This is a genomic window from Chryseobacterium sp. CS2K3 (assembly GCF_059515185.1).
In genome coordinates, this window is the sequence record NZ_JCAKRW010000012.1 from 1 (window position 1) to 21,735 (window position 21,735).

The window sequence follows — 21,735 nt, forward strand, 5'->3', positions numbered from 1 at the left end:
GGAAAAATTTTAAACATTTGTTTGAGGGATGGGAGTTCGAGAGCGTGGAGGGTTGGAGAGTTGGAGGGTGGAAGAGTTTTATAGGGGAATGCTATAGATATGGTAGAGCAATGTTGGGGTATTGTTGCTTAGTTGCTGGTTATTGGTTGCGGGTGTTAAGTTGCGGGTTGCTCGTTCTTAAGTCTTATTCTCAAAAAACGTCAATAGTAAGGTTTGGCTAAAGCCGGGGGAAGGGAGAATATTTGTTTGAGCGGGCTAAAGCCCATTCCTATTGATGGGGTTTGTGAATGGTAGATGGACAGAGGTATGTTTTTTAACCACATAGCTTGATTCTGCCAATAGTTGCATTTCTCTCTATATATTATAGAATATAGAAATGAGAAAATGGGAGTATGAAAATTTAGAAAGTTTAAGGAGAAATTGGATTATACTATAAAAACAGAATAGCTATTCTTATTATATATACATAACCATTCTTATATAATATATAAAGATAACAAGTGGAGAGAAGCCAAGTTCAAAAAGTGGCACAAACTATTACATATAACAACCTCTTCCCTAGCCCCGATAGAAACGGTTACCCCACAGCAGGAGATGGGAAAGTTCGAGGGGATGAGCGTTGGAGAGTAAAGGTGCGAGGAGTATGAGTGGATAGCGGGACTAAGCTCCTGAAAAAAGTCAATAACTGAGAATTTGAATATCCGAGAGTGGAAGGATTTGAGGAGAATGAGGATATTGGAGAATCAATACAGATAGATACCTCATCCGGATAAGATTGATTTCTAAAAATAGAATTAGAAAAATCGTTTGATTAAAAATTTATAGGTCCAATAGCCAATGATACAGCCTACCGTATCAGCAACGATGTCTAAAGTTTCCATAGATCTGCCCAGTCCCATTTCTTCCTGAAGAATTTCGGTAAGAAATGCATATATAAGGATGATCTGAAAAAAGTATGAGAATTTTATTTTTGGAAAAGCAGCAATGAAAGAAAATCCTAAAGCCGCAAATATACTTACATGCAAAACCTTGTCAATACCGTTGAACATAAACCAATATTCATGATTTTCTTCCCCCGGCTTGAGGAGCATATAAGTAAGAAATGCCCAATAAATGGGCAATATCTTACTAAATATTTTTGAAATCTTATCCAATGATAGCTTGGTAATCTTCAGCAGAAAGTAATTCAGACTGATCTGCACCGTCAGCAAGTTCTAATTTGATGATCCATCCGTTTCCATAAGGATCTGTATTTAACAGCTCAGGCTGGTCCTCCAATTCTGAATTGAATTCGATAACTTTTCCTGAAATAGGTAAGAATAAATCTGAAACAGTTTTTACTGCTTCTACACTTCCGAAAACGTCTCCGCCATTAAGATCATCATCTACAGTATCTACATCTACGTATACGATATCTCCAAGTTCTCCCTGAGCAAAGTCTGTAATACCGATTGTAGCTACATTCCCCTCAATCTTGATCCATTCGTGATCTTTAGTGTACTTTAATTCTGATGGTGTGTTCATTTTTAAATTTTTATTTTGTACAAATGTATTCAAAATTATACTAGCTTCAAATATTGGATATAAAAAAAGTCCTTCAAAACTGAAGGACTTTTAAATTTATATTATTTCTAGAATCCGCCGCCGGAATCTCCGAATGTAAATGTAGCGGAAATACCTGCTCTGATCGTAGACAGCGGGAATGCTGTTGAGATCTTGTACTTGGAAGTCATCTGTTCGTAGAAAACTCTCAGGTTCAGGTTTTCGGAAACATTGTAGTCTGCAGAAAGCTTGATATTCATTAATCTCTGCCCTCCTGTTACCTGTGCATCATTCAACAGAATGTTCATAATGGAGGTTTTGCTGTCTCTTAATGAAATATCTCCTCTGATGTTAAGATCGCTTCCCTTTCCTCTTGTTCCTCGTCCTCTGATATTAGCTGTTCCTAATCTGAAGTTTCTGATGATGTATCCAAGTCTTACTACATATTCTGAGTTTGAATCTTCAGTAAGGGTGTGGTTTACTAATCCCAATACCATCATTCTGTTTTTATTATACTGGATTCCAAACTGCATATTGTTTCTCATCGTAACATCTATCCCTAAAAGCGGCGAGAATGATTCTACATAGCCCACCTGAGCAAAGGTATATGGATTAATTTTATCCCCTCCGTTTTTATCAATAACGCCAGCATCGTCTACAGTCTGATAGAAACCGTTTGGATTGCTATGATAGTCAATGTTTCTTTGAATTCCTGTAGCCGTATAAGTGGAAGTATACACATGTGAAATGTCAAATTTTGTAAACTGTCCGCTGATCATTGGAATATTCTTTAATCCTGAATACGTAATTCTCCAGTTTGGCAATGGCATTCCTGATTTTTTAGGATTACCCATCGGTGACATAGATCTACCTTCAAGAGCTGCTCTAAATGCAGGAATCAATACATAAGAATTGGCAATACTGTAATGTTTCGCAAATCCATCATTTCCTACTTCTGCGTTAGGTCCTGCCAACTGTAATGACATTATTCTTGCATTATCCCTGATTGCCTGATAAATTGCCTGTCCATCTTTAAATGATGAATTAAGAAGTACCGTAGAATTGGAATACGTTGTCATATCCGTAGCGAATGTAAATTCCGGATCAGGAACTCCTCCGTTGGTATAATTGAATCCTGTATGGGAGAAATTACTGTTATAATTATGTAATACATTAAAATCAATTCTTAAGTCATTCATTGGCATCATCTGTAGATTCGCTCTGAACTCTTTAGTGGATGTTTTTACGTATGGATCTGTCATAAACTCAGAGTTACTTACCCAGCCTCTTTCCATTACCGTTCTTCTGATATCAGCCTGAGATCCGAAAAGAAACCCAATTGTAGGACCACCTAATGTCTGCCCTGAACCATACCAGTTAGGCGCTGACAATAATCCAGGAAGTACGGTACCATCACTTTCTGTATAGCTGAAATCCAATTGCTTGAATGAAGTCAGAAAGAATGCTGCACTTTGAAGAACCGTAAGCTTGTTTTTGAATTTATAGTTCTTATATCTATATCTATTTTTCTCCCATTGCTTTGTATAAACAGTATTAAGGGAATCCATTTCCTGCTTACGTTTCTGAAGCTTGGTACTTATATTTTTAAAATATTTAAACTGACCGAAAAATTTAGGTATGTCTGCTGTTCCTCTTGCTTCTAAAACACTTGTGTTTTGCCCAATGGAACCTAAGCTTTCTACATGATTATTATTCGGATTTACCATAGTGTATAAAGCTGTACTTCGTGCATTCCAATTGTATGTAAATGCATAGCCTAATTCTGCCTCAAGGAAGTCCATATAAGGAAGATACTGGAATGGCAGCTTATAACTTAGCTGTGCTTTATGGTTATACAATACTGGTCGTCCTGCTCTGAATACATTTCCGAAAATAGACTTATTGTCCATAGTATTTACATCAATGTTATCATTTAAGGTTCTGGTTGCAGAACTGATCTCAAGTTTTAATGATTTTGTGAAATTAAATCCTAAACCATACTGCCATCCGAAATAGAAATTTCTGTTTCTAATCGCTTCCATATCTCCACCTACATTCCCTCCTAAAATCGCTTCAATATTTCTGAATTCAAGTTCATTGTAATTTCTGTCAATTTCAGTTCGGAAAGAGATTCTTGTAGGGATAGGATTAATATTAAATTCTTTCACCCATCTCAGATACTTCGTTGATTTTGCAGTATCACTAATCATTTTATTGAATGGTTTTACTGACCAAGGTGTGAAGGTATAATTATAGTCAATATATCCTCTCAGATACTGTCTGTAATTTCTCTTGGTATAAATATCTCTGAAATAATCATCGTTGTATACCGCAGTTACCGAAACGTTTTCAATATCGTAAAACTTATTCTTTCTGTTCTGGTTTACTTTCTCTTTACGCATATTCACAACTCCGATACTTCTTTGCTGGGTATATGTTCTTGCTACTTTTTTCAGCTGTTCTCTGTTTGGAGCTTTACTGAATTCCACATCGGTATCTAAAGGATTATACTTCGGATCTTCGATTGTTTGTGAATAAGAGTAGTTTAATGGAATTTTAAGCCCTGTTTTTTCCGGAAGAAGTTTATCTACATTCACCGCAGTATTAATGCTGAACGCTGATTGTGTAGACTGATTTCTTTCTGCCGGTTTTGAATCTATATTTCCAAAGCCTACTGATGTATAAGATGCATTCGTATTTACGGTTGCAAAGTCTCCAAGGTTGAAATTTAAGCTTGCATTCGCTGCATAACCTCCATCATTATCAATATCAGAAAGACGGATTTCGTTTACCCAAAGAACTCTGCTTATAGCGGTTGTTGGCAATCCTCTGGTAATTCCGTTTTTAACCCCAATCATGATGGTTGTAATATTTCCTAAACTCGGACGTCCTTTAACATAAATTCTTTTAAAATGATCTCCCGGTTCAAAAACAGGATCTAAAAATCTTTTTGCAATATCGTTTGGATACGCTTTATCTCTTCTGATTTTAGCATCAACAAAATTCTGAATATCAAGATTCACTTCATTCTCCATTGGCCATATTTCCATTGGAGCAGTAGCATTTATTGAAGTTAGATTCAATGATGCTTCATATTCATAATAGTTGTCCGTTGCATCACTACCAAAACGAATAAAGAATTTAGTATTTGCATCAAATCCTTCTTTTCCTCTCAATGCATCATGAGCATGTACAAAAAGTTTAAGCTTTTTATATCTTCTCATATCCAAAGTAGTATTCTTAAATACTCCTTTAGATTTACCAGAAGCAAGCTCGTTAATCTTCATATATAATGAAGCTTCATTCTGTCTTTGTGCTCCTGCGTTTCCGCTTAATACCTGTCTGTCAATTCCCGGAGGCAGTACATATGGAGGTCTGTTAAGTGCATTCTCTTCAATATTTACACTTCCTACTTCCAACTGATTGATTTCATTATCTTCAACTACTCCTTCATTTGGAGCTGGATCAATAGGTGCGTCTGAATAAGTAGCAAGAGTATTGGTATATTTTCTCCAGTCTGATCTTACAAGGTCCATTGTACCAAATCTCAACGTAGAAGTATTTTCAAACCCTGCTAGCATTAATCTTGCAAATCTTACATTATTAAGTACGTTGGGTTTGTGAGTTCCTTCCTGAGTATCATATTGAGAAACCGGTATTCTGAATAAGAACCATTTCACATCGGAAGACTGTCCGTTCTGGAAATCTGCTTTTACCGTTTTTACATCTACGATATTGTTTGTTCCCAATGAAAGACTTGCCTGATCTAATTTTACGACATACTGATTATAGTTCTCAACCTGATCAAGGTTATAGTCTCTGTTAATATCTTCAGCATCCGGAGACTGTGAAGATACATTCAGGGAGTTAGCTTCTGAGTTTCCTTCAGGGTTTCTGAAATATTTATATCGCTGAACCAATGAAGCTGCCTGGCTGCCTGTAAATTTATCTGACAAATAGAATACAAAGTCATCCACAGCAGGGTCTACCATATTCGTTACCGGATTCACAAATGTATTCCCGAATCTCATGGCTTCCTGATCTGAGCTTAAACCATCATATCCAACATCCTGAGTTTTTCTTTCTTCTCCTTCAGTAGAGAATGCATATAAAATTGGAGGTTGTTTTGGCTGTATCCCCCAATTTGAATTGGTAGTGGAAGATGGTGTTGATGCAGTAGGAAGTCCGTTTTCATACAACATTTTTCCATCCTTAAGGATATCTTCAGAAACGTTACCTAAGTGTAATAAAAGTCTTGCATTTGTTCCCAACTGATTACCATCAGCATAAGGGTCCATCATCCAGAATTCTACATATTCAATATTTGAGCTGATAAAATTCGGAACACTGATGGGTCTCATAATCCCCGCCCATCTGCTTTCTGGAGTTTCAGCTCCAGGGTTTACGTTGTATGGCCCTTTTTCACCAGGATAATAAGAAATATCGAACGTATTGGTATAAGTTTGTTCTCCTGCTACAAAGTCTCTGTTATTATAAATCTCAGAATATTGTACTCTTCTTGAAGCGTGATTCGATACGGATTGTTGGGTAATTCCTGTAGGTGCTTTTCCTCCAATACCCCAAAATCTCGGGTCAATATTATACCATGATAACAATCCTCTTCCATAGCCGCTTGTTAAGTCATCACTCGCTGGAGGAATATTAAATGGTGCTATCGAATTTTTTTCCGGTCTTGATGCTAAACTCCAAGCTCCAGGTTCTTTTAATGAGATTTTAGAAGTTGTCTGTTCAAAATCATCAATATAAGACTGGCTGTTGGTCGCCTTATTTAATCCTGGGATAAGATAAGCTCCTTCCATTCTGAAATTAATATTGGAAGGCGCTTCAGTTTTCACCAATGGAAGTTTATCGGTAAGTCTTGTCAGGAACGGTGCCTGATTGTTATACATCAAATTAATACCTGCCATGGTATTATTTACAGCTTCCTGTCCAAAATTTACTTTTTGGGTAAGCGGCGATTCTGAATAGTTAACAACTGTACCCCCTAATATAAAGTTCTCACTAAATCTTCTCTCCAAATTTAATCCTAAGAATCTTTTTCTTTGGGTATTAAAAGTCAACTGGTTTTCTAATGAAATATTAATAGCCTGTCCCGATTGTTTTACGTTCTCATTAATTATCGTAACGGTACCAAGCATATAGTCTACGGTATAGTCTACCCCTTCGGCAAGCTGTACTCCATTTGCAGAAACTTTTACAGATCCCTGAGGTACATTTACCGCTCCCAGGGAAATACCTTGCCCCTGCACCCCTTTATATCTACCTTCGATGGTATAACGTTGAGGAACCTGAGATTGTTGACCTGCTGAAGGTTTTATCTGATCGTAAATATCATGAAACACATATTGTGGATCATTAGTTCCTAATACCTGCTGCATGTAATTACCGAAAGGCTGTACTTTGGTGAAGATAATCCTCCCGGTTTCCGGTCTGATGGTAACCCCATTCACAAAGTCAAAAATTCCATCACCTTTGGTCCCATCTTTATTGCTCTGAATATCTCCATTCATATTAAGACGATCCCAGTTCAATAGTTTCAATAAGTTGATATCCTTTACAGGTGTATCCGGAAGGTAATTTACTTTACCACCAGTTTTTTGATCCTTATAATAGATATTCAGCATGAAGTTATCCGGAGATACCTGCCCTGCATCAAGGGAATAAATATTCTTCATCATCAGATCCCATGTTGGGGAGCTCGTATCTGTAGTGGTATTTGATCTTAATATTTTAGTAATCAGAACAGGGCTTTCTTCAGAGAATTCCCCTACTTTATATACTTTATTGCTTCCATTAACGGTATAAGAATATGATACAGCCAAAAGTTGAGTGTCATTTAACTTCTGGTTCAAAGAAATATACCCTAACTGAGGTTGGAATGTATATTCGTTGGAATTCAGCCTTCTTGCTTTCGTATTAAAAGTATAATGTTCACCATTTATATAAGGCTCCGCAGTTCCCGGAAATACTTTACCCTGAAAGGTCGCATTATAATCCTTACCCGATTCTCTGGTTCCTGCTGCTGCCGAAATAGCATCATACAATCCATTGAGAGAGTTATCAGGCGAAGATCCTCCGTTTTCACCAAGATCTCTGACCCCGATAATACTCTTCTGATAAGCAAGATTACTATTTCCCTGGTCCAGTACCCAAACTTCTAATCTGGTAATATTGATCGTTGAATTGATTTGTGGATAATTAAGTAATGCATTATCATACTTATTGAGGAAATAATGTCCTAAAAAGTAGTGCTGGTTTTCTTCATAATCAATGGCATTGACTTTAAAGTTATTCATTACACCACCACCTTGCACAACAATATTTCGGGCTTCACCCTGCTGTTGAGAAAGAACAACTGTTCCAAAGGTTTTCCCTAGCTGGAATTCTGTTTTTACCCCAAATAACGATTGTGATCCACGGATTAAACTCGTTGAAAGCGGCATGTTTACGTTACCAAACTCAATCCTTTTAATGATTTTATCTTCTCCGCCTTCGTTAGGCTTATCAACATTTCCAAGCCCTTTGCTCTGAAGATCTTTCCAGCTTCCTTTTGCCTGCCAGACAAGATTCATTCTGTTTTCGAAAGCAAAACCACTCTGGGTGTCATAATTGGCTTTCAACTGAAGGTTTTCTCCCACTTTACCCAATAATCCCAACTGAATTCTCTGATCTATATCAAAAGTAAAGCTGGTCCTGTTCTGTGGCAGGATCAGCGGGTTGTCTATTTTCTGGTAAAGTCCTCCGAAGTCAATGGATGCATATCCTGAAGGGATGATCTCTATTTTATTTCCACCGAATATGGTTTCAAATAGTTTGTTATTGATCATTAATGAAGGGATAAGCCCTTTCTTTCTGGCATCAGTTTTGTCTTTTCTGAAGAGGAGATTATATTTATCAGATTTCTCCTTATAATACGCTTTTGTCTGGGTAGCGAGCATATATTCTTTATACTCTTCCGGAGACATGGCTGTAGGAGGACCTGTAATTGTATTTCCTATTTTGGGATATACATAGTACATCCCGGTTTTGATATCGTAGTAGGCTTCATACCTCGTGGGGTCTGCCACCTCATATTGTTTTCTTATAATCGCTGTATCTTTGGTCTGCTGCGCAAAAGCACTTACAGACATACACAGGAACGACAGGAACAAAAATATCTTAAAATGCTTATTATTCGCCACCAAATGTTAAATGTTTTTTAAAATTTGTTTAACCAATTCTTCAACCGAGACGCTTGGATTTTGTTTTAAAATTTTATCAGCAATCTTCTCACTTGTTCGTTTAGGAATTCCTAAAACTTCTAATGCAGATAACGATTCTTCCTTGATTTTATTATCCACCAATGTGGAAATACCCTCTGCAGGACCACTGAATTTCTGGACTTTATCTTTAAGATCAACAATAATTCTTTCGGCTGTTTTGGCTCCGATCCCTTTTGCTTTCTGTATCAGTGCACTATTCCCAGAAAGTATGCCTGAAGCAATTTCATCAAGACTTAAAGTAGACAACAGAATAAGCGCTGAAACAGCTCCTACTCCGTTAACACTTATTAACAGATTGAACATTTCTTTTTCTGAACGAGTGTTAAAACCGAACAGAAGGTGAGCATCCTCACGGATTATTTGTTGAATGAATAAAAAAGTTTGTTGATTTAAAACCAGTGTCTGTGAGGTCATTAAGCTGATCCCAACATAGTAGCCAACGCCTTGTACGTTGATTACGGCATAGGTAGGTGTAAGTTCTTGAACTGTACCTTGTAAAGAAAATATCATTATTAATTTTTGAAACTCCCCAAATATAGCAATTTAAACTAATTAATAATTTCATTTGACGTACGAATGATTTTTAACTTAAATTTTGAGTCAATATTCAATCTTTTAAATATAAACGTAAAAAATTTTGAAATTCAGAAGCTTCGTATTCTATCGTTTCGGAATTGAGCTCAATTTTGAGTATTCATTCTTTTCTTACCACCATACTTCAAGCTGTAATCCAAAAGATATCCCATTGTTTTTCTTTGAAAGTTTCGTATTAAAATCTGAAACCCCAACTAATCCCGTGAAATCATCGGACCAATGGGCATACGTAATAAATGGTCTTAAAACAGGTCTGGAATAATAGCCGTAGTTCCAGGAAATCTGAGGTGAAAATGTTACTTTCTGCAAGCTTCCTTCTAATCCGGACTTGTTATTTTTCATATAATCATTCCCTGCTTCCAGAGCCAGATTAAAATGTTTATTGATATAATACATATAACGAAAGCCAAGGCTGAACCAGTTTCCTGAAATATTCTTATCCAGCAATATTCTGCTTTGATCTGTATTCTTAAGACCTAAATTCCTGTATTGATAGGTAAGAGCTACCTGTATAGCGTTCCTTCTTTTATCATCATATACAAAATTGTTGACTACATCAAATGAACTGGAATGATCGAGATCATAGATCGTATTCTGATTAAGATTTTCAGATATTGTTTTCCCGGAATACCCACTTTCTGTGATTGAACTTCCTTTTCTGAATATTAAAGTGGAAGTATGAGTTATATTTTTTTTGGAATACGTCCACCATCCGCCGACAGAATATCCTGAAGATTTTGGTGTTCCTGTTATACTATTCGATGTTTTAAGGCTGTATTGCCCGAGAAGATTAAGCTTGGAATATTCTGAAACCGGTAGATCCAGGTATCTGAAATCGGCAACGTAAGAATGAGCATCATTATTTCCATATTTAAATCGCATGAAAGCCAAATTTAAATTACCGGAATTTTTCACCTGATAATTTTCTAATCCTATTCCCAACTGGGAGTTTTGAGCAGAATTGATCCAAAAATAATCAAGCATTTCTACATTTCTTCGATCATAATATCTTTTTCCAACCCACAAATTAGCATTTTTAACGACTTTATTTATTTTCCCATACAATTGTGCCGTTTCCGGGAAATGTTTATACTCATCGCTTCCATAAGGAATAAATTTAGACATCATATAAGACACTTCATACAGATTCACAGAGTCTTTATCTTTATATCGATAATTGAACTGAAGTTCACCATAATGATTGGCTTCATTTCCCATTCTGAACTTATGTACGCTTTCCGGAGTATTGAAGTTAACCATTTGTCCTCCGTCTGACCATCCTATTCCGGTTCTGAGATAACCGTTTACTGAAAGTTCATGAGAGTGTAAATTGATTTTTTGCGATTTGCACAATATCCCTGTTAATGCAAACAGAGAGAACCCGATTTTTTTAAATATATTGTTTTTCAATGGCTTAATTCTTAAAAGAATCAACTAAAAAACAATACAAATCCTTAACAGATGCTGACCTGTTATAATATGAAAGATTAAAATTATTCTGGAGATTTTATTAAAGGCTTCGTTCCTGTTTCTTATGATAAGACAAGCAGTGAGCTTATGGAGCAACGGTCTCTATCTTGAATACCTTTTTATTTTTTCATGCATTTGTATTTCTGTATTTTAGTATATCTTGTGTTTTTATAGGGTCTAAGATATTAAATAATCCTAATGCCATTAAAAAAAACAGTGTTATTACATTAAAAAGACAACAACCTTGTAAATTTTACACTTTTATCTTAAATCTTAAATAACAACTAAAAAGATAACTTATAAAGAAGTAAAAAGATACACCGCTATTTTTTTTAAAAAACAGCTTAAGCATATCCAAAAAAGTAATTTTTCGTCGATCATCAATAAAAAAGCCAGATGAAAATTTTCATCTGGCTGCATGTCAGTCATAAGACTGTTATCATTTTATTGCTTTTTCTCTCTTCTTTGAGCATCAAGAACAGCAATTGTTGCAAGGTTTACGATTTCATCTACGCTTGAACGCATCTGAAGAACATGTACCGGCTGTTTTAATCCCATAAGGATAGGACCGATAACCTGAGCGACCTTCATACCTCTAAGAATCTTGTAAGATAAGTTGGCACTTTCAAGATTCGGGAAGATGAATGTGTTTGCCGGAGTGGTTCCCAGTTTAGAGAAAGGATAATCGCTTAAATGATCTGCATTCATTGCAAAATCCGGTTGGATCTCACCATCTACGATCATTTTAGGATATTTTTCGTGAAGTATACCTACTGCTTTCGCTACTTTTTTAGAAGTTTCAGAAATCGCAGCAAAGTTTTCAAATCCAAGCATTGCAATTCTTGGTTCGATAGCAAAAGATTTCACTGTAAATTCTGCCATTTTAGCAATATTCACAAGATCTTCAGCTGTAGGATTCTGGTTGATCGATGTATCCGCAAAGAAAATAGGTTTCTTTTCAGAAAGAATCATCATCATTGCAGCTACTTTATCTACACCTTTATCTTTTTCAATCACTTCTAAAACAGGACGTAGTACAGAAGTATAGTTTTTAGAGAATCCTACGATAAGACCATCGGTATCTCCATGCTTCAGCATTAAAGGACCGAAATAATCTCTCTGACGAACATATCTCTTAGCTTTGTACTCGTTCATTCCTTTTCTCTGACGAAGTTTCCAAAGAGTTTCTCTGTATTTTTTTCTGTTTTCTTTCTGGTCGTCATCGCTTGGGTCAATGATTGGAATATCCAGGTTGATCCCATAACGTTCCATCTGCTCTTTGATGTATTTTTTATCACCTAAAAGGCTTGGATACGCAATTCCTTCTTCATAAAGAATCTGTGCAGCTTTCAGTACATTGTATTCTTCAGCATTTCCAAGGGTAATTCTCTTCGGATTGGATTTTGCGCGACTCTGCATCATTCTTACCAATCTTTCATCTCTTCCCATTCTGTCTAAAAGCTGGTGTTCGTATTCTTCAAAATCAGAAATAGATTTTCTTGCCACTCCACTTTCAATAGCCGCTTTTGCTACAGCACTTGATACTTTTGTGATCAATCTGTTGTCAAAAGGTTTTGGAATAAAATATTCTCTTCCGAATTGTAAATTTTGAACGTTGTAAGCCAAGATTACAGCTTCCGGTACTGGTTCTTTTGCCAGATCTGCAATCGCATGTACTGCAGCAAGCTTCATTTCTTCATTGATTCCTGTTGCCTGAACATCTAATGCTCCACGGAAAATGTAAGGGAATCCTAATACGTTATTTACCTGATTAGGGAAATCACTTCTTCCTGTTGCCATGATTACATCTTTACGGGTAGCAAGCGCAAGATCATAAGCAATTTCAGGATCTGGGTTTGCTAAAGCAAATACGATAGGGTTTTCGTTCATGCTCAACAACATCTCAGGAGTCATTACATTTCCTTTGGATAATCCAACGAAAACATCAGATCCTTTTACGGCATCTTCTAATGTCTCGATATCAGTCTGAGCGATAAAGTCTAACTTCTCAGGAGTAAGGTTCTCTCTTTTATGATTGATTACTCCTTTACTGTCGCACATCAAAACGTTTTCTTTCTTCAATCCTAATGAGATATAAAGTTTGGTACAAGCAATAGCCGCTGCTCCGGCTCCGTTTACTACCATTTTCACTTTATCAATATCTTTATTAGCGATCTGTAGTGAATTGATCAAAGCTGCAGCAGAAATAATTGCTGTTCCGTGCTGATCATCATGCATCAAAGGAATATTAAGCTCTTCCTTTAATCTTTGTTCTATATAAAATGCTTCTGGAGCTTTAATATCTTCAAGATTAATTCCTCCGAATGTAGGCGCGATACCTTTTACAATTTCAATAAATTTGTCTGGATCCTTTTCATCAATTTCGATATCAAACACGTTGATATCAGCAAAGATCTTGAATAAAAGACCTTTTCCTTCCATTACCGGTTTTGAAGCTTCTGCTCCGATATCACCTAAACCAAGTACTGCTGTACCGTTTGAGATTACAGCTACCAAGTTTCCTTTTCCTGTATAATCGTATACCGTTTCAGGTTTGTCATGGATTTCCATACAAGGAACCGCAACTCCCGGAGAATATGCCAATGATAAATCTCTTTGAGAAGAGTGTGGCTTGGATGGTATAACTTCTATTTTTCCTTTAGGTTCTGCTTTATGATAATCTAACGCGGCCTGACTAAAATTCTTTTCGTCGCGATTGTTGTTACTTGACATAGGTTTTATTTTTTGTTAGAGTATATATTTAATGTGGTAATCTACTAAGCTTTCAATTGGTTTCTGCACTACATGTCCCACATTTAAATTAAATTCTGTTGCTACAGAACGTAGTATATTTTCATAATAATAAGCAATAGAGCCAATGAAATTGATCTCGGCTTCTGTTGCTTCATGATAAGGTAGAACCTGATATTCAAAGAAACTTTTCATCTCTTCGAAAACCATGTCCTTAAAATAAGGGTGATCTTTTCTTTCAATCACAAATTTGGTAAAATCCGCCAGATAGGCATTTGGTCTGGGTTTGTGATACATGTTTTTCAATGCATCTTCTACGGTAAGCTTATATTCTGATTCAAATTCAGTATGAAGGTCTGAAGGCAGTTTTTTCATAAAATATCTTCGTACCAGCTGTTTTCCGATTGCACTTCCGCTTCCTTCGTCTCCAATTAGGAATCCAAGGGATGGTAATTCAATTTTTACTTTTTCACCATCGAAATAACAGGAATTTGATCCTGTTCCCAGAATACATACAATAGCAGGTTTACCGCTATATGCGGCATATGCAGCAGCCATTAAATCTTCTTTTACGATGATTTCTGCTTTTGTGAATACCTTAACAAGTTCTTCCTGTATAGTTTCGCAGTTTTTTTTCACACCACATCCTGAACCATAGAAAAATACTTTGGTAATTGAATTTTTGACCAACATCAGGTTGCTGTTCTTCTGAATTTCAGGAGCGATAAGTTCTCTGTTGATAAAGTTCGGATTGAAACCAATAGTTTCCGTTTTCAAAAATACTTTCTTAAAGTCATCAAGTATTACCCAATCCGATTTCGTAGAACCACTATCTACAATAGCAACCATATTTTAGATTTTAATTTAAGGGTGCTAAATTATGAATTTATCTTCAATTAGCGTTTAAAAACAACCTGGAAGCTGTCTAAAATCATTAATGCTTAATATTGGTTTTCTTTTCATTGAACTGAATAAGCCAGTCTTCTATTTCATCTTCCAGATAAGAAGCTTGTAATACCATAGCGTTGATAAAGTCATCGGGAACAGGTTCTCCTGTAGAGTTTTCAAGATTCCAAAGTTCATTGGACATATTTTCATATTCAGAATACACTCGTTTGAAGCGGGAGTTTTCTTTCTCAAGAGCTTCAATATTTTTCTGTTGAAGCTGGAATTTTCTGTATTTGTTTTGACGTTTCATACAAATATTGTTATCAATTAGGACATAAAATTTAGGAGGCGTATGCTTTCAATCGCACATTACAAGATAGAAAAAACCATTAACACAAGGATTTGAAAATGAATTTATTATCAGGTTATTGTAACATCATTCTGCTTATTAAAATTAGAAATAATTTTTATTTAAAAAAATATTTTAACAACTTTTTTCAGTGTTTAACATATAGTTATAAATTTGCATATTCATATAATAAGATACCACAATTATTAATACGTGAAAACCATTATTAATACACGGAACACCAAAAGTCAGCATTTACTTCACTTATAAATGTTCTAAGGGTCAATATTATATGATGTATATTATATCAATTAAATGAAAGAAATACTCTTACGCCAGAAACAGGTTCTGTTCTTCATTATTGCAGGAGGACTGAGCGCCATTGTTGAAATTGGCAGCTTCAAAATATTCAGCACTTATCTCCCACACTTCTTCGCTAAAGAAACTAACTTTCATGGGGTTCATTATCCTTTAAGTAATATTTTCTCTACCTGCTGTGGGATTATCACCAATTATTTTCTGAGCATCTGGTTCGTATTTGAAAGAGGAAAGCATTCTAAGAAAAAAGAATTTGCTTATTTTATGGCAGTTTCCTTCTTTTCAACCTTATTAAGTCTTGGGTTTTTCCAGATATTCTATAGTTTTATATTTAAAGATAATATCAATTTAATTTTTTATACCTTGAGCCCGGAAATGATCAGCAAGATTGCAGCAATCTTATTGGTTTCCATTCTTAATTATTCGGTAAAGAAGAAAGTAATTTTTAACGGTTAGGCTGTGGCAAAAATTTTAAACTATCTCTGGAGATTTTGGCTGTTGTTATTAGCATTTGTTTTAACGACTACTATTGGAATCCCTGTGTATCTTTTATCTTTTAATAAAAAACATTACAAATATTCCTATAAGTTTATCCGCTTATGGTGTTTTGGAATGTTTTACGGGATGGGTTTCCGGTATAAACTTATCAAACTTTCTGAGCAGGAAAAAGACCGAAATAAGGAATATGTTTTTATATCCAACCACACTTCTATCATGGATATTATGCTTACCTGCATTCTTTTTCCTCATCACCCAATTTGTTTTGTTGGAAAAAAAGAACTTGTAAAGATTCCTATCTTCGGAACTATTTATAAAAGAGTCTGCGTCATGGTAGACAGATCCAGCGCGAAAAGCCGTGCTGATGTATACCGAAGATGTGCGGAAAAAATGGAGGAAGGCAACAGTATTGCCATTTTCCCTGAAGGCGGAGTTCCTGATGACACCTCTGTCATTCTCGATGATTTTAAAGATGGGGCGTTTATGCTATCTTCAAAACACAACTCTCCTATTGCTGTTTACACTTTTGTAGGGCTTAAGGAAATGTTTCCTTTTGAAAACTCTAAAGGCTATCCCGGAAGAGTAAAAGTCTATTTCAATGGAATTATAGAGCCTACTGAATCTCCAAAAGACTCAAAGGCAGAGGCTTATCAAGTAATTAAAAAAACCTTGATGGAACATTCTATTTAAAAGAAATAGCTATATTTGTTTGCGAAATTTTCAATAAAATATGTCAAAAACCAACCAGCCGACTAATTACCCGGCGCTGTACACACTTGTACTTGTATTTTTTTTCTGGGGGTTTATTGCTGCCGGCAATAGTATTTTCATCCCTTTCTGTAAAAACTATTTTTCTCTTGACCAGTTTCAGTCTCAGCTAATAGATTTTGCTTTTTATACTGCTTATTTTCTGGGAGCGTTACTGCTTTTCATATTCAGTACTATAAAAGGAATTGATATTATCGGTAAATGGGGGTATAAAAAGAGTATCGTTTACGGACTTCTGCTATCCGCCTTTGGAGCAGCCATTATGATTATTGCAGTGAAAAGCAATGTCTATTATGGAATGCTTATCGGGCTTTTTGTGGTGGCATTAGGGTTTTCTATTCAGCAGACTGCTGCGAATCCGTTTGCCGTTCTTCTGGGGGATCCTAAAACCGGAGCGAGCAGACAGAACCTTGCCGGAGGAATTAACTCTTTTGGAACATCCATTGGTCCTATCATCGTAGGATTGGCGCTTTTCGGAACTACTGCTACAGTAGATGATGATCAAATCAAGCATCTGGCTCTTGATAAGGTAATTTTACTTTATACAGCTGTAGGTGCTCTTTTCTTAATTGCTGCAGGGGTCTTCTATTTTTCAAAGAAACTTCCTGACGGTATTTCTACTGAACCTATGGAAAAAGCAGGTAAAGCAAGAAAAACACTGATCGCAATGACAGTTCTTGTTATTCTTTTCTTTATTCCGGTATTCAGCAGTTACAATTCTGAAGAAGCAAAAAATATCGAGACGTTAAGCCAGCAGATAACTACTTTGGAGAGCAATGTAGAGAAAGAAACCAATACGGCTACAATTGATTCTTATAAAGCACAGATTGTAAAAACAAAATCAGATCTGGAAGCTATCAAGCATCCATTGGAGAAAAAAAGAATGATGTACCTGGGTGGTGCATTACTTGTTGTTATTATTTCTCTTTTATTTGCAAACTCTAGCGCTAAGAAAAATGCTGAAGGCTGGGGTGCTATGAAATATCCGCAGCTTGTATTGGGAATGATTGCTATTCTTGCTTATGTAGGGGTAGAAGTGGCTATCGGAAGTAATCTTGGAGAACTTCTGAGTATGCCTGAATTCGGAGGACATCAGTCTTCGGATCTTGCACCTTATATTTCCATGTATTGGGGAAGTTTAATGATCGGAAGATGGACAGGTGCCATTGCAGTTTTCAACCTGAATAAACAACAGCAGACCATTGCTACTATTATTGTTCCTTTCATTGCATTTTCAGTGATCATCGGAATTAATACAATTGCTCAAAAGGATATGTCTCACCTGTATTTTTATGCAATTTGTGTAGCTATTCAGGTTTTATTATTCTTAGTGAGTAAGAACAAGCCTGCTTTAACATTGATTATTTTCGGATTATTCGGAACTGTTGCGATGATTGTAGGATTATTGAGCACAGGAAACTTTGCTATTTATGCATTCCTTTCAGGAGGTCTTGCCTGCAGTATCATGTGGCCTTCTATTTTCACACTTGCCATCACAGGTTTAGGAAAATACACTGCTCAAGGATCGGCATTCCTTGTGATGATGATCTTAGGTGGAGGTATAATTCCGCCGCTTCAGGGTAAACTTTCTGATATTATCGGAATTCACAGCTCGTATATCATTCCTGTATTATGCTTTGTATACATTACTGCATTTGCATATTTGGCTAAAAAATCTTTATTTAGACAGGGAATTAACGTTGACGTTTTAGAATCCGAAGGTGCTCATTAAGAATATACAACACATATATAAGAAGAAGAGATTTTGGGCAGGTATTTTACTTGTCCAATTTCTTTTATTTTACTGTTTTTCAAAGTCTAAGACTATGATTGCTTTTTTTGAAAGTTTCTTTGATTTTCAAAAAGGTTTTCATCAGCTATTGTTCGGCTGGCTTCCATTTTCTGCGGGTGATATTATTTATATCTTATTAGGGATTAGCCTTTTATACTGTTTCATTACTTTATTTAAAAAGAAAAGCAGAAATACGTCTATCATAAGACTTCTTTTGATCATCAATATCTTTTATTTTACTTATCAGATATTCTGGGGAATGCTTTACTTTCAGACTCCGATCATTAAAAAACTTTCCAGCCAGGACAATCCTGATATGGGCAAAGCTAAAAAACTGGCTCTTCAATATCTTGAAAAGTGTAAAATTTCACGACAGGCTGTAAAGGAAGACCAAAGAGGTGTTTTCATCATAACAGACCTAAGATCCGTACAGCTGGAAATCCTACAGCAACAGACAAAAATCCCTAAATACATTTCAAATAAGAAAGTAACACAGATTGCTTCTATAAAACCCAGTGTATTTAAAAAAGTAATGAATTTCACGGGTATTTTAGGTTACTATAATCCCTTTACTGCAGAAGCACAATATAACGGTGAACTGCCACCCACTTTCATCCCGTTTACAACAGCCCATGAAAGTGCTCATCAGCTTGGTTTTGCCAGAGAACAGGAAGCTAATTTTGTAGGGTATCTGATGGGGGTTCACTCTCATCATCCAGATTTGAGATACAGCACTGAATACTTTACTTTAAAAAGTCTTTTAAAATTTATAGTTGATGAAGATCCTGAGTTTGTAAAATCGGTTATCAACAATTATTCTTCTGCTATGAAAAGAGATCGTGCTTATGAGAAAGATTTCATTTTCAGACATCAGGGATGGCTGGATAACTTTTTTGGATTCACCAATAATCTTTTCCTAAAAAGCAATCAACAGGAAGGTTCAGTCACTTATTCCTACTTTATAGACCTGCTTTTAAACTACGAAAAATAGATATAAAAAAGAATCGTATCAGGCGATACGATTCTAAAAACACAAATGATGAAAAAAAATTTATTACCTTGACTTGTTCCCTCATTCAAGGCGATGTAAAAGTACGACATATTTTATAAATACAAAAACATTTTATTTCTTTTTTAAAACTTTATGAAAACTTTATGATTTTTTAAGTTTTTTTGAGTTTATAGTACAACAATATTAATCTCAATCAATCCTGAGATATGATAATAAAAATTCAACTAAGTTATACTTAATGCGTTAAAAAATCACAGATTCAATGTTTTACTTACCTATGAAATATTCGAGTTATCCCCTATTCTTCGTAATAGAAAAATTAGAGTTATCTTGTTTAAAAGAAAACATATCTCTAAAATTTCAAATGATTAAATTGCATTATTAAAAGACCTTTTTGTGGCAACTATTGTTTATCGAAACTATTGATTTTGTTTTTTTCAGAAAACGTTTACTCTTTAGTAATATAAACGTCATATTATTATTGTTATAGATTTCAGGCAAAAGAGAAAATCAGGATGAAGAAAAAAATTCACTTTTGCAAACCATATCATGGTTCTGAACAGCTGAAAAAATTTAATCTTCGAAAATATTTTCTATTGAAATAAAATATAAAATATTGAAAATTAAACCAAATACCCCTACTTCTCTCTATATCTCACTAATAAAAGAAAAATTTTTTTGTTAATTTAAAACATCTGTGTATTTTAGTTAAAAATATTAATATGATTTTTGACAAACTAATTAACTATCTAAAACTCGATAAGCAGGAGTTTATTTTCCAGTTTAATTCCCATCCGAATTATCCATCTGCACTGGCATTTAGCGATACGCTGAACTTTATGGGAGTAAAAAATGACGCCTATGAACTTGATAAAGAATATTGGAATGAACTTCCTGAAGAATTCATTGCAATTGTAGAAAATTCTTTCTCTTTGGTAAAAAAATCAGGAAACAGTTACTCAGTTTACTCAGAAAAAGCAAAAACATTAAACAAAGAAGAGTTATACAATAAGTCTACAAATTTTGTACTTCTGTTTGAAAAAACTGAAAATGCAGAAAGTAAAATGGTTTTCAATTTTAAACCTGTTTTATATGCTATTTTTGCCGTTATACTTATTTATACCCTTCTTAATCAAACGATACAGGAAGCTATTTTCAATTTGCTTTCATTAGCAGGTGTATATATTTCACTGGAATTATTCAATCAGAAATTTGGAAATGCCTCTACGGTCATCGGGAGTATATGTGGAGCTCCTACCGTTACACAGACAGTCAATGCTTGTGACAAAATCATCAAACAAGATAAAACCAGTATTTTAGGTTTAAAATTTTCAGATTTTTCATTAATTTATTTCACAGGACTTGCCGTATTGGGATTATTCTTACCTGCCACCGCTTATATTGTAAAAGGATTTACCATTGTGTCTATACTGGCAATTGGTTATTCACTTTACGTTCAGGCTTTTGTAGAGAAAACATTCTGTAAGGTTTGCCTTTTAATTATTTCTATTCTGGTGGGACAGTTGGTTATCAGCAGTTTCTTTTTTGAAAATTACTCGTTTGCAATTGGTACGCTTTTACTGACGGTTATCCTATGGGCTCTTATTTTTTCTGCAGTGATCTATTTCAATACTTTACTTGAGCAAAAAGAGGAAATTCAAAAATCAAATGCAAAGAACCTGAGATTCAAAAGGAATTATGAACTGTTCAAAAGCCAGTTATTAACAAAAGATAAAATTGACTTTCAGGACACTCAGACTTTTTCGGTAGGAAAAAAAGATGCTAAAGTTCGTATTTCCATTGTTTCCAACCCATATTGTGGTTTCTGTAAAGATGCTCATAAAATCGTGGAAAATCTCTTAGAAAAATATCCTGATGATATTTCATTACAAATGAGATTCAATTATATTCCGGAGAGAGCAAATGAAAAATACAACCAGCTGATCTCAGATCTTACTCACATCTACAATAATAAACCTGAAAAAGAATTCCTTCATGCCATAGAAAAATGGTTTGAAACAAAGGACGAAAGCCAGATCAACACTCTTGCAGGCGGAGTCCCTACATCAGAAAATGTAAGCCCTCTTGTAGCAATGTCTATGGAAAACAGTGACGCCGGATTAAACTTTACCCCTGTATTTATTATCAACGGATATCAGTATCCTGAAAGATATGATCGCGAAGATATTGTATTCTTTGTTGATGAATTAATAGAAGATGAAGACTTTTAGTAAATAAATATTCACAATTCTAAATTTTCACTATCTTAGGAAAAATAAAGCATTAACCAAAAACTATATATTATGAAAAATCTTAAAAGACTTTCGAGAGAGAATTTAAGAACACTGAAAGGTGGTATTACGGAGGAATGTGCAAGAATCCAAAGTGAGGCAAGCTACTGCGAATCCAAAATAAACCCACCTAAGGAAGGAGCTATTAATGCATGTAACAAATGGTGCTACTACTAGGC

14 protein-coding genes are annotated in these 21,735 nt (G+C 35.2%); 6 read left to right on the forward strand and 8 right to left on the reverse strand.

The window, feature by feature from the left end; translation table 11 throughout:
• Window positions 1-794 precede the first annotated feature (794 nt).
• The 8 genes from AC5YGG_RS17800 to AC5YGG_RS17835 all read right to left on the reverse strand — a co-directional run bounded on the left by AC5YGG_RS17800 (window position 795) and on the right by AC5YGG_RS17835 (window position 14,838).
• Entirely contained in the window at window positions 795-1,091 is a 297-nt protein-coding gene (locus tag AC5YGG_RS17800; protein ID WP_496145782.1) for a VanZ family protein, read from the reverse strand.
• A 55-nt stretch (window positions 1,092-1,146) separates the two neighbouring features.
• Window positions 1,147-1,524 carry a glycine cleavage system protein GcvH gene (gene gcvH / locus AC5YGG_RS17805; protein ID WP_045492676.1) on the reverse strand — a complete coding sequence of 126 codons (378 nt, stop codon included), beginning with the start codon at window positions 1,522-1,524 and terminating at the stop codon, window positions 1,147-1,149.
• A gap of 107 nt (window positions 1,525-1,631) precedes the next feature.
• Window positions 1,632-8,693, reverse strand: a complete 7,062-nt coding sequence (gene sov / locus AC5YGG_RS17810) for a T9SS outer membrane translocon Sov/SprA (protein ID WP_496145873.1) — start codon at window positions 8,691-8,693, stop codon at window positions 1,632-1,634.
• Window positions 8,694-8,750: 57 nt separating this feature from the next.
• Window positions 8,751-9,335, reverse strand: a complete 585-nt coding sequence (ruvA, locus tag AC5YGG_RS17815) for a Holliday junction branch migration protein RuvA (RefSeq protein ID WP_496145783.1) — start codon at window positions 9,333-9,335, stop codon at window positions 8,751-8,753.
• Between the two features lie 195 nt (window positions 9,336-9,530).
• Window positions 9,531-10,829 (reverse strand): carbohydrate porin, encoded by a 1,299-nt coding sequence (locus tag AC5YGG_RS17820; RefSeq protein WP_496145784.1) that lies wholly within the window; start codon window positions 10,827-10,829, stop codon window positions 9,531-9,533.
• Between the two features lie 504 nt (window positions 10,830-11,333).
• On the reverse strand, window positions 11,334-13,622 hold the full coding sequence (locus AC5YGG_RS17825) for an NADP-dependent malic enzyme (RefSeq protein WP_496145785.1): 2,289 nt from the start codon (window positions 13,620-13,622) through the stop codon (window positions 11,334-11,336).
• 15 nt (window positions 13,623-13,637) lie between these two features.
• Complete coding sequence (locus tag AC5YGG_RS17830; RefSeq protein WP_496145786.1) at window positions 13,638-14,489, reverse strand: BadF/BadG/BcrA/BcrD ATPase family protein; 852 nt, start codon at window positions 14,487-14,489, stop codon at window positions 13,638-13,640.
• An 85-nt stretch (window positions 14,490-14,574) separates the two neighbouring features.
• Window positions 14,575-14,838 carry a hypothetical protein gene (locus AC5YGG_RS17835; RefSeq protein ID WP_496145787.1) on the reverse strand — a complete coding sequence of 88 codons (264 nt, stop codon included), beginning with the start codon at window positions 14,836-14,838 and terminating at the stop codon, window positions 14,575-14,577.
• Window positions 14,839-15,192: 354 nt separating this feature from the next.
• Here AC5YGG_RS17835 and AC5YGG_RS17840 point away from each other — a divergent pair, with 354 nt between their 5' ends.
• From AC5YGG_RS17840 to AC5YGG_RS17865, 6 genes are all read left to right on the forward strand, one after another.
• A complete protein-coding gene (locus AC5YGG_RS17840) occupies window positions 15,193-15,651 on the forward strand; it encodes a GtrA family protein (RefSeq protein ID WP_496145788.1) in 459 nt (152 codons plus the stop codon).
• Window positions 15,652-15,654: 3 nt separating this feature from the next.
• Window positions 15,655-16,383, forward strand: a complete 729-nt coding sequence (locus tag AC5YGG_RS17845; protein ID WP_496145789.1) for a lysophospholipid acyltransferase family protein — start codon at window positions 15,655-15,657, stop codon at window positions 16,381-16,383.
• Between the two features lie 40 nt (window positions 16,384-16,423).
• Entirely contained in the window at window positions 16,424-18,193 is a 1,770-nt protein-coding gene (locus AC5YGG_RS17850; RefSeq protein WP_496145790.1) for an MFS transporter, read from the forward strand.
• Between the two features lie 94 nt (window positions 18,194-18,287).
• On the forward strand, window positions 18,288-19,244 hold the full coding sequence (locus tag AC5YGG_RS17855; protein WP_496145791.1) for a DUF3810 domain-containing protein: 957 nt from the start codon (window positions 18,288-18,290) through the stop codon (window positions 19,242-19,244).
• A 743-nt stretch (window positions 19,245-19,987) separates the two neighbouring features.
• Window positions 19,988-21,496, forward strand: coding sequence for a thioredoxin domain-containing protein (locus AC5YGG_RS17860; RefSeq protein ID WP_496145792.1), 1,509 nt, complete (start codon window positions 19,988-19,990; stop codon window positions 21,494-21,496).
• Window positions 21,497-21,568: 72 nt separating this feature from the next.
• Window positions 21,569-21,733, forward strand: a complete 165-nt coding sequence (locus AC5YGG_RS17865; protein WP_164463080.1) for a bacteriocin-like protein — start codon at window positions 21,569-21,571, stop codon at window positions 21,731-21,733.
• Window positions 21,734-21,735: the final 2 nt, after the last annotated feature.

What these genes read in the sequence shown, in the direction of transcription:
- AC5YGG_RS17800 (WP_496145782.1), bottom strand. Translation starts at nt 1,091, where the DNA reads ATGCTCCTCAAGCCGGGGGAAGAAAATCATGAATATTGGTTTATGTTC.
- gcvH (WP_045492676.1), bottom strand. Translation starts at nt 1,524, where the DNA reads ATGAACACACCATCAGAATTAAAGTACACTAAAGATCACGAATGGATC.
- sov (WP_496145873.1), bottom strand. Translation starts at nt 8,693, where the DNA reads ATGTCTGTAAGTGCTTTTGCGCAGCAGACCAAAGATACAGCGATTATA.
- ruvA (WP_496145783.1), bottom strand. Translation starts at nt 9,335, where the DNA reads ATGATATTTTCTTTACAAGGTACAGTTCAAGAACTTACACCTACCTAT.
- AC5YGG_RS17825 (WP_496145785.1), bottom strand. Translation starts at nt 13,622, where the DNA reads ATGTCAAGTAACAACAATCGCGACGAAAAGAATTTTAGTCAGGCCGCG.
- AC5YGG_RS17830 (WP_496145786.1), bottom strand. Translation starts at nt 14,489, where the DNA reads ATGGTTGCTATTGTAGATAGTGGTTCTACGAAATCGGATTGGGTAATA.
- AC5YGG_RS17835 (WP_496145787.1), bottom strand. Translation starts at nt 14,838, where the DNA reads ATGAAACGTCAAAACAAATACAGAAAATTCCAGCTTCAACAGAAAAAT.
- AC5YGG_RS17840 (WP_496145788.1), top strand. Translation starts at nt 15,193, where the DNA reads ATGAAAGAAATACTCTTACGCCAGAAACAGGTTCTGTTCTTCATTATT.
- AC5YGG_RS17850 (WP_496145790.1), top strand. Translation starts at nt 16,424, where the DNA reads ATGTCAAAAACCAACCAGCCGACTAATTACCCGGCGCTGTACACACTT.
- AC5YGG_RS17855 (WP_496145791.1), top strand. Translation starts at nt 18,288, where the DNA reads ATGATTGCTTTTTTTGAAAGTTTCTTTGATTTTCAAAAAGGTTTTCAT.
- AC5YGG_RS17860 (WP_496145792.1), top strand. Translation starts at nt 19,988, where the DNA reads ATGATTTTTGACAAACTAATTAACTATCTAAAACTCGATAAGCAGGAG.
- AC5YGG_RS17865 (WP_164463080.1), top strand. Translation starts at nt 21,569, where the DNA reads ATGAAAAATCTTAAAAGACTTTCGAGAGAGAATTTAAGAACACTGAAA.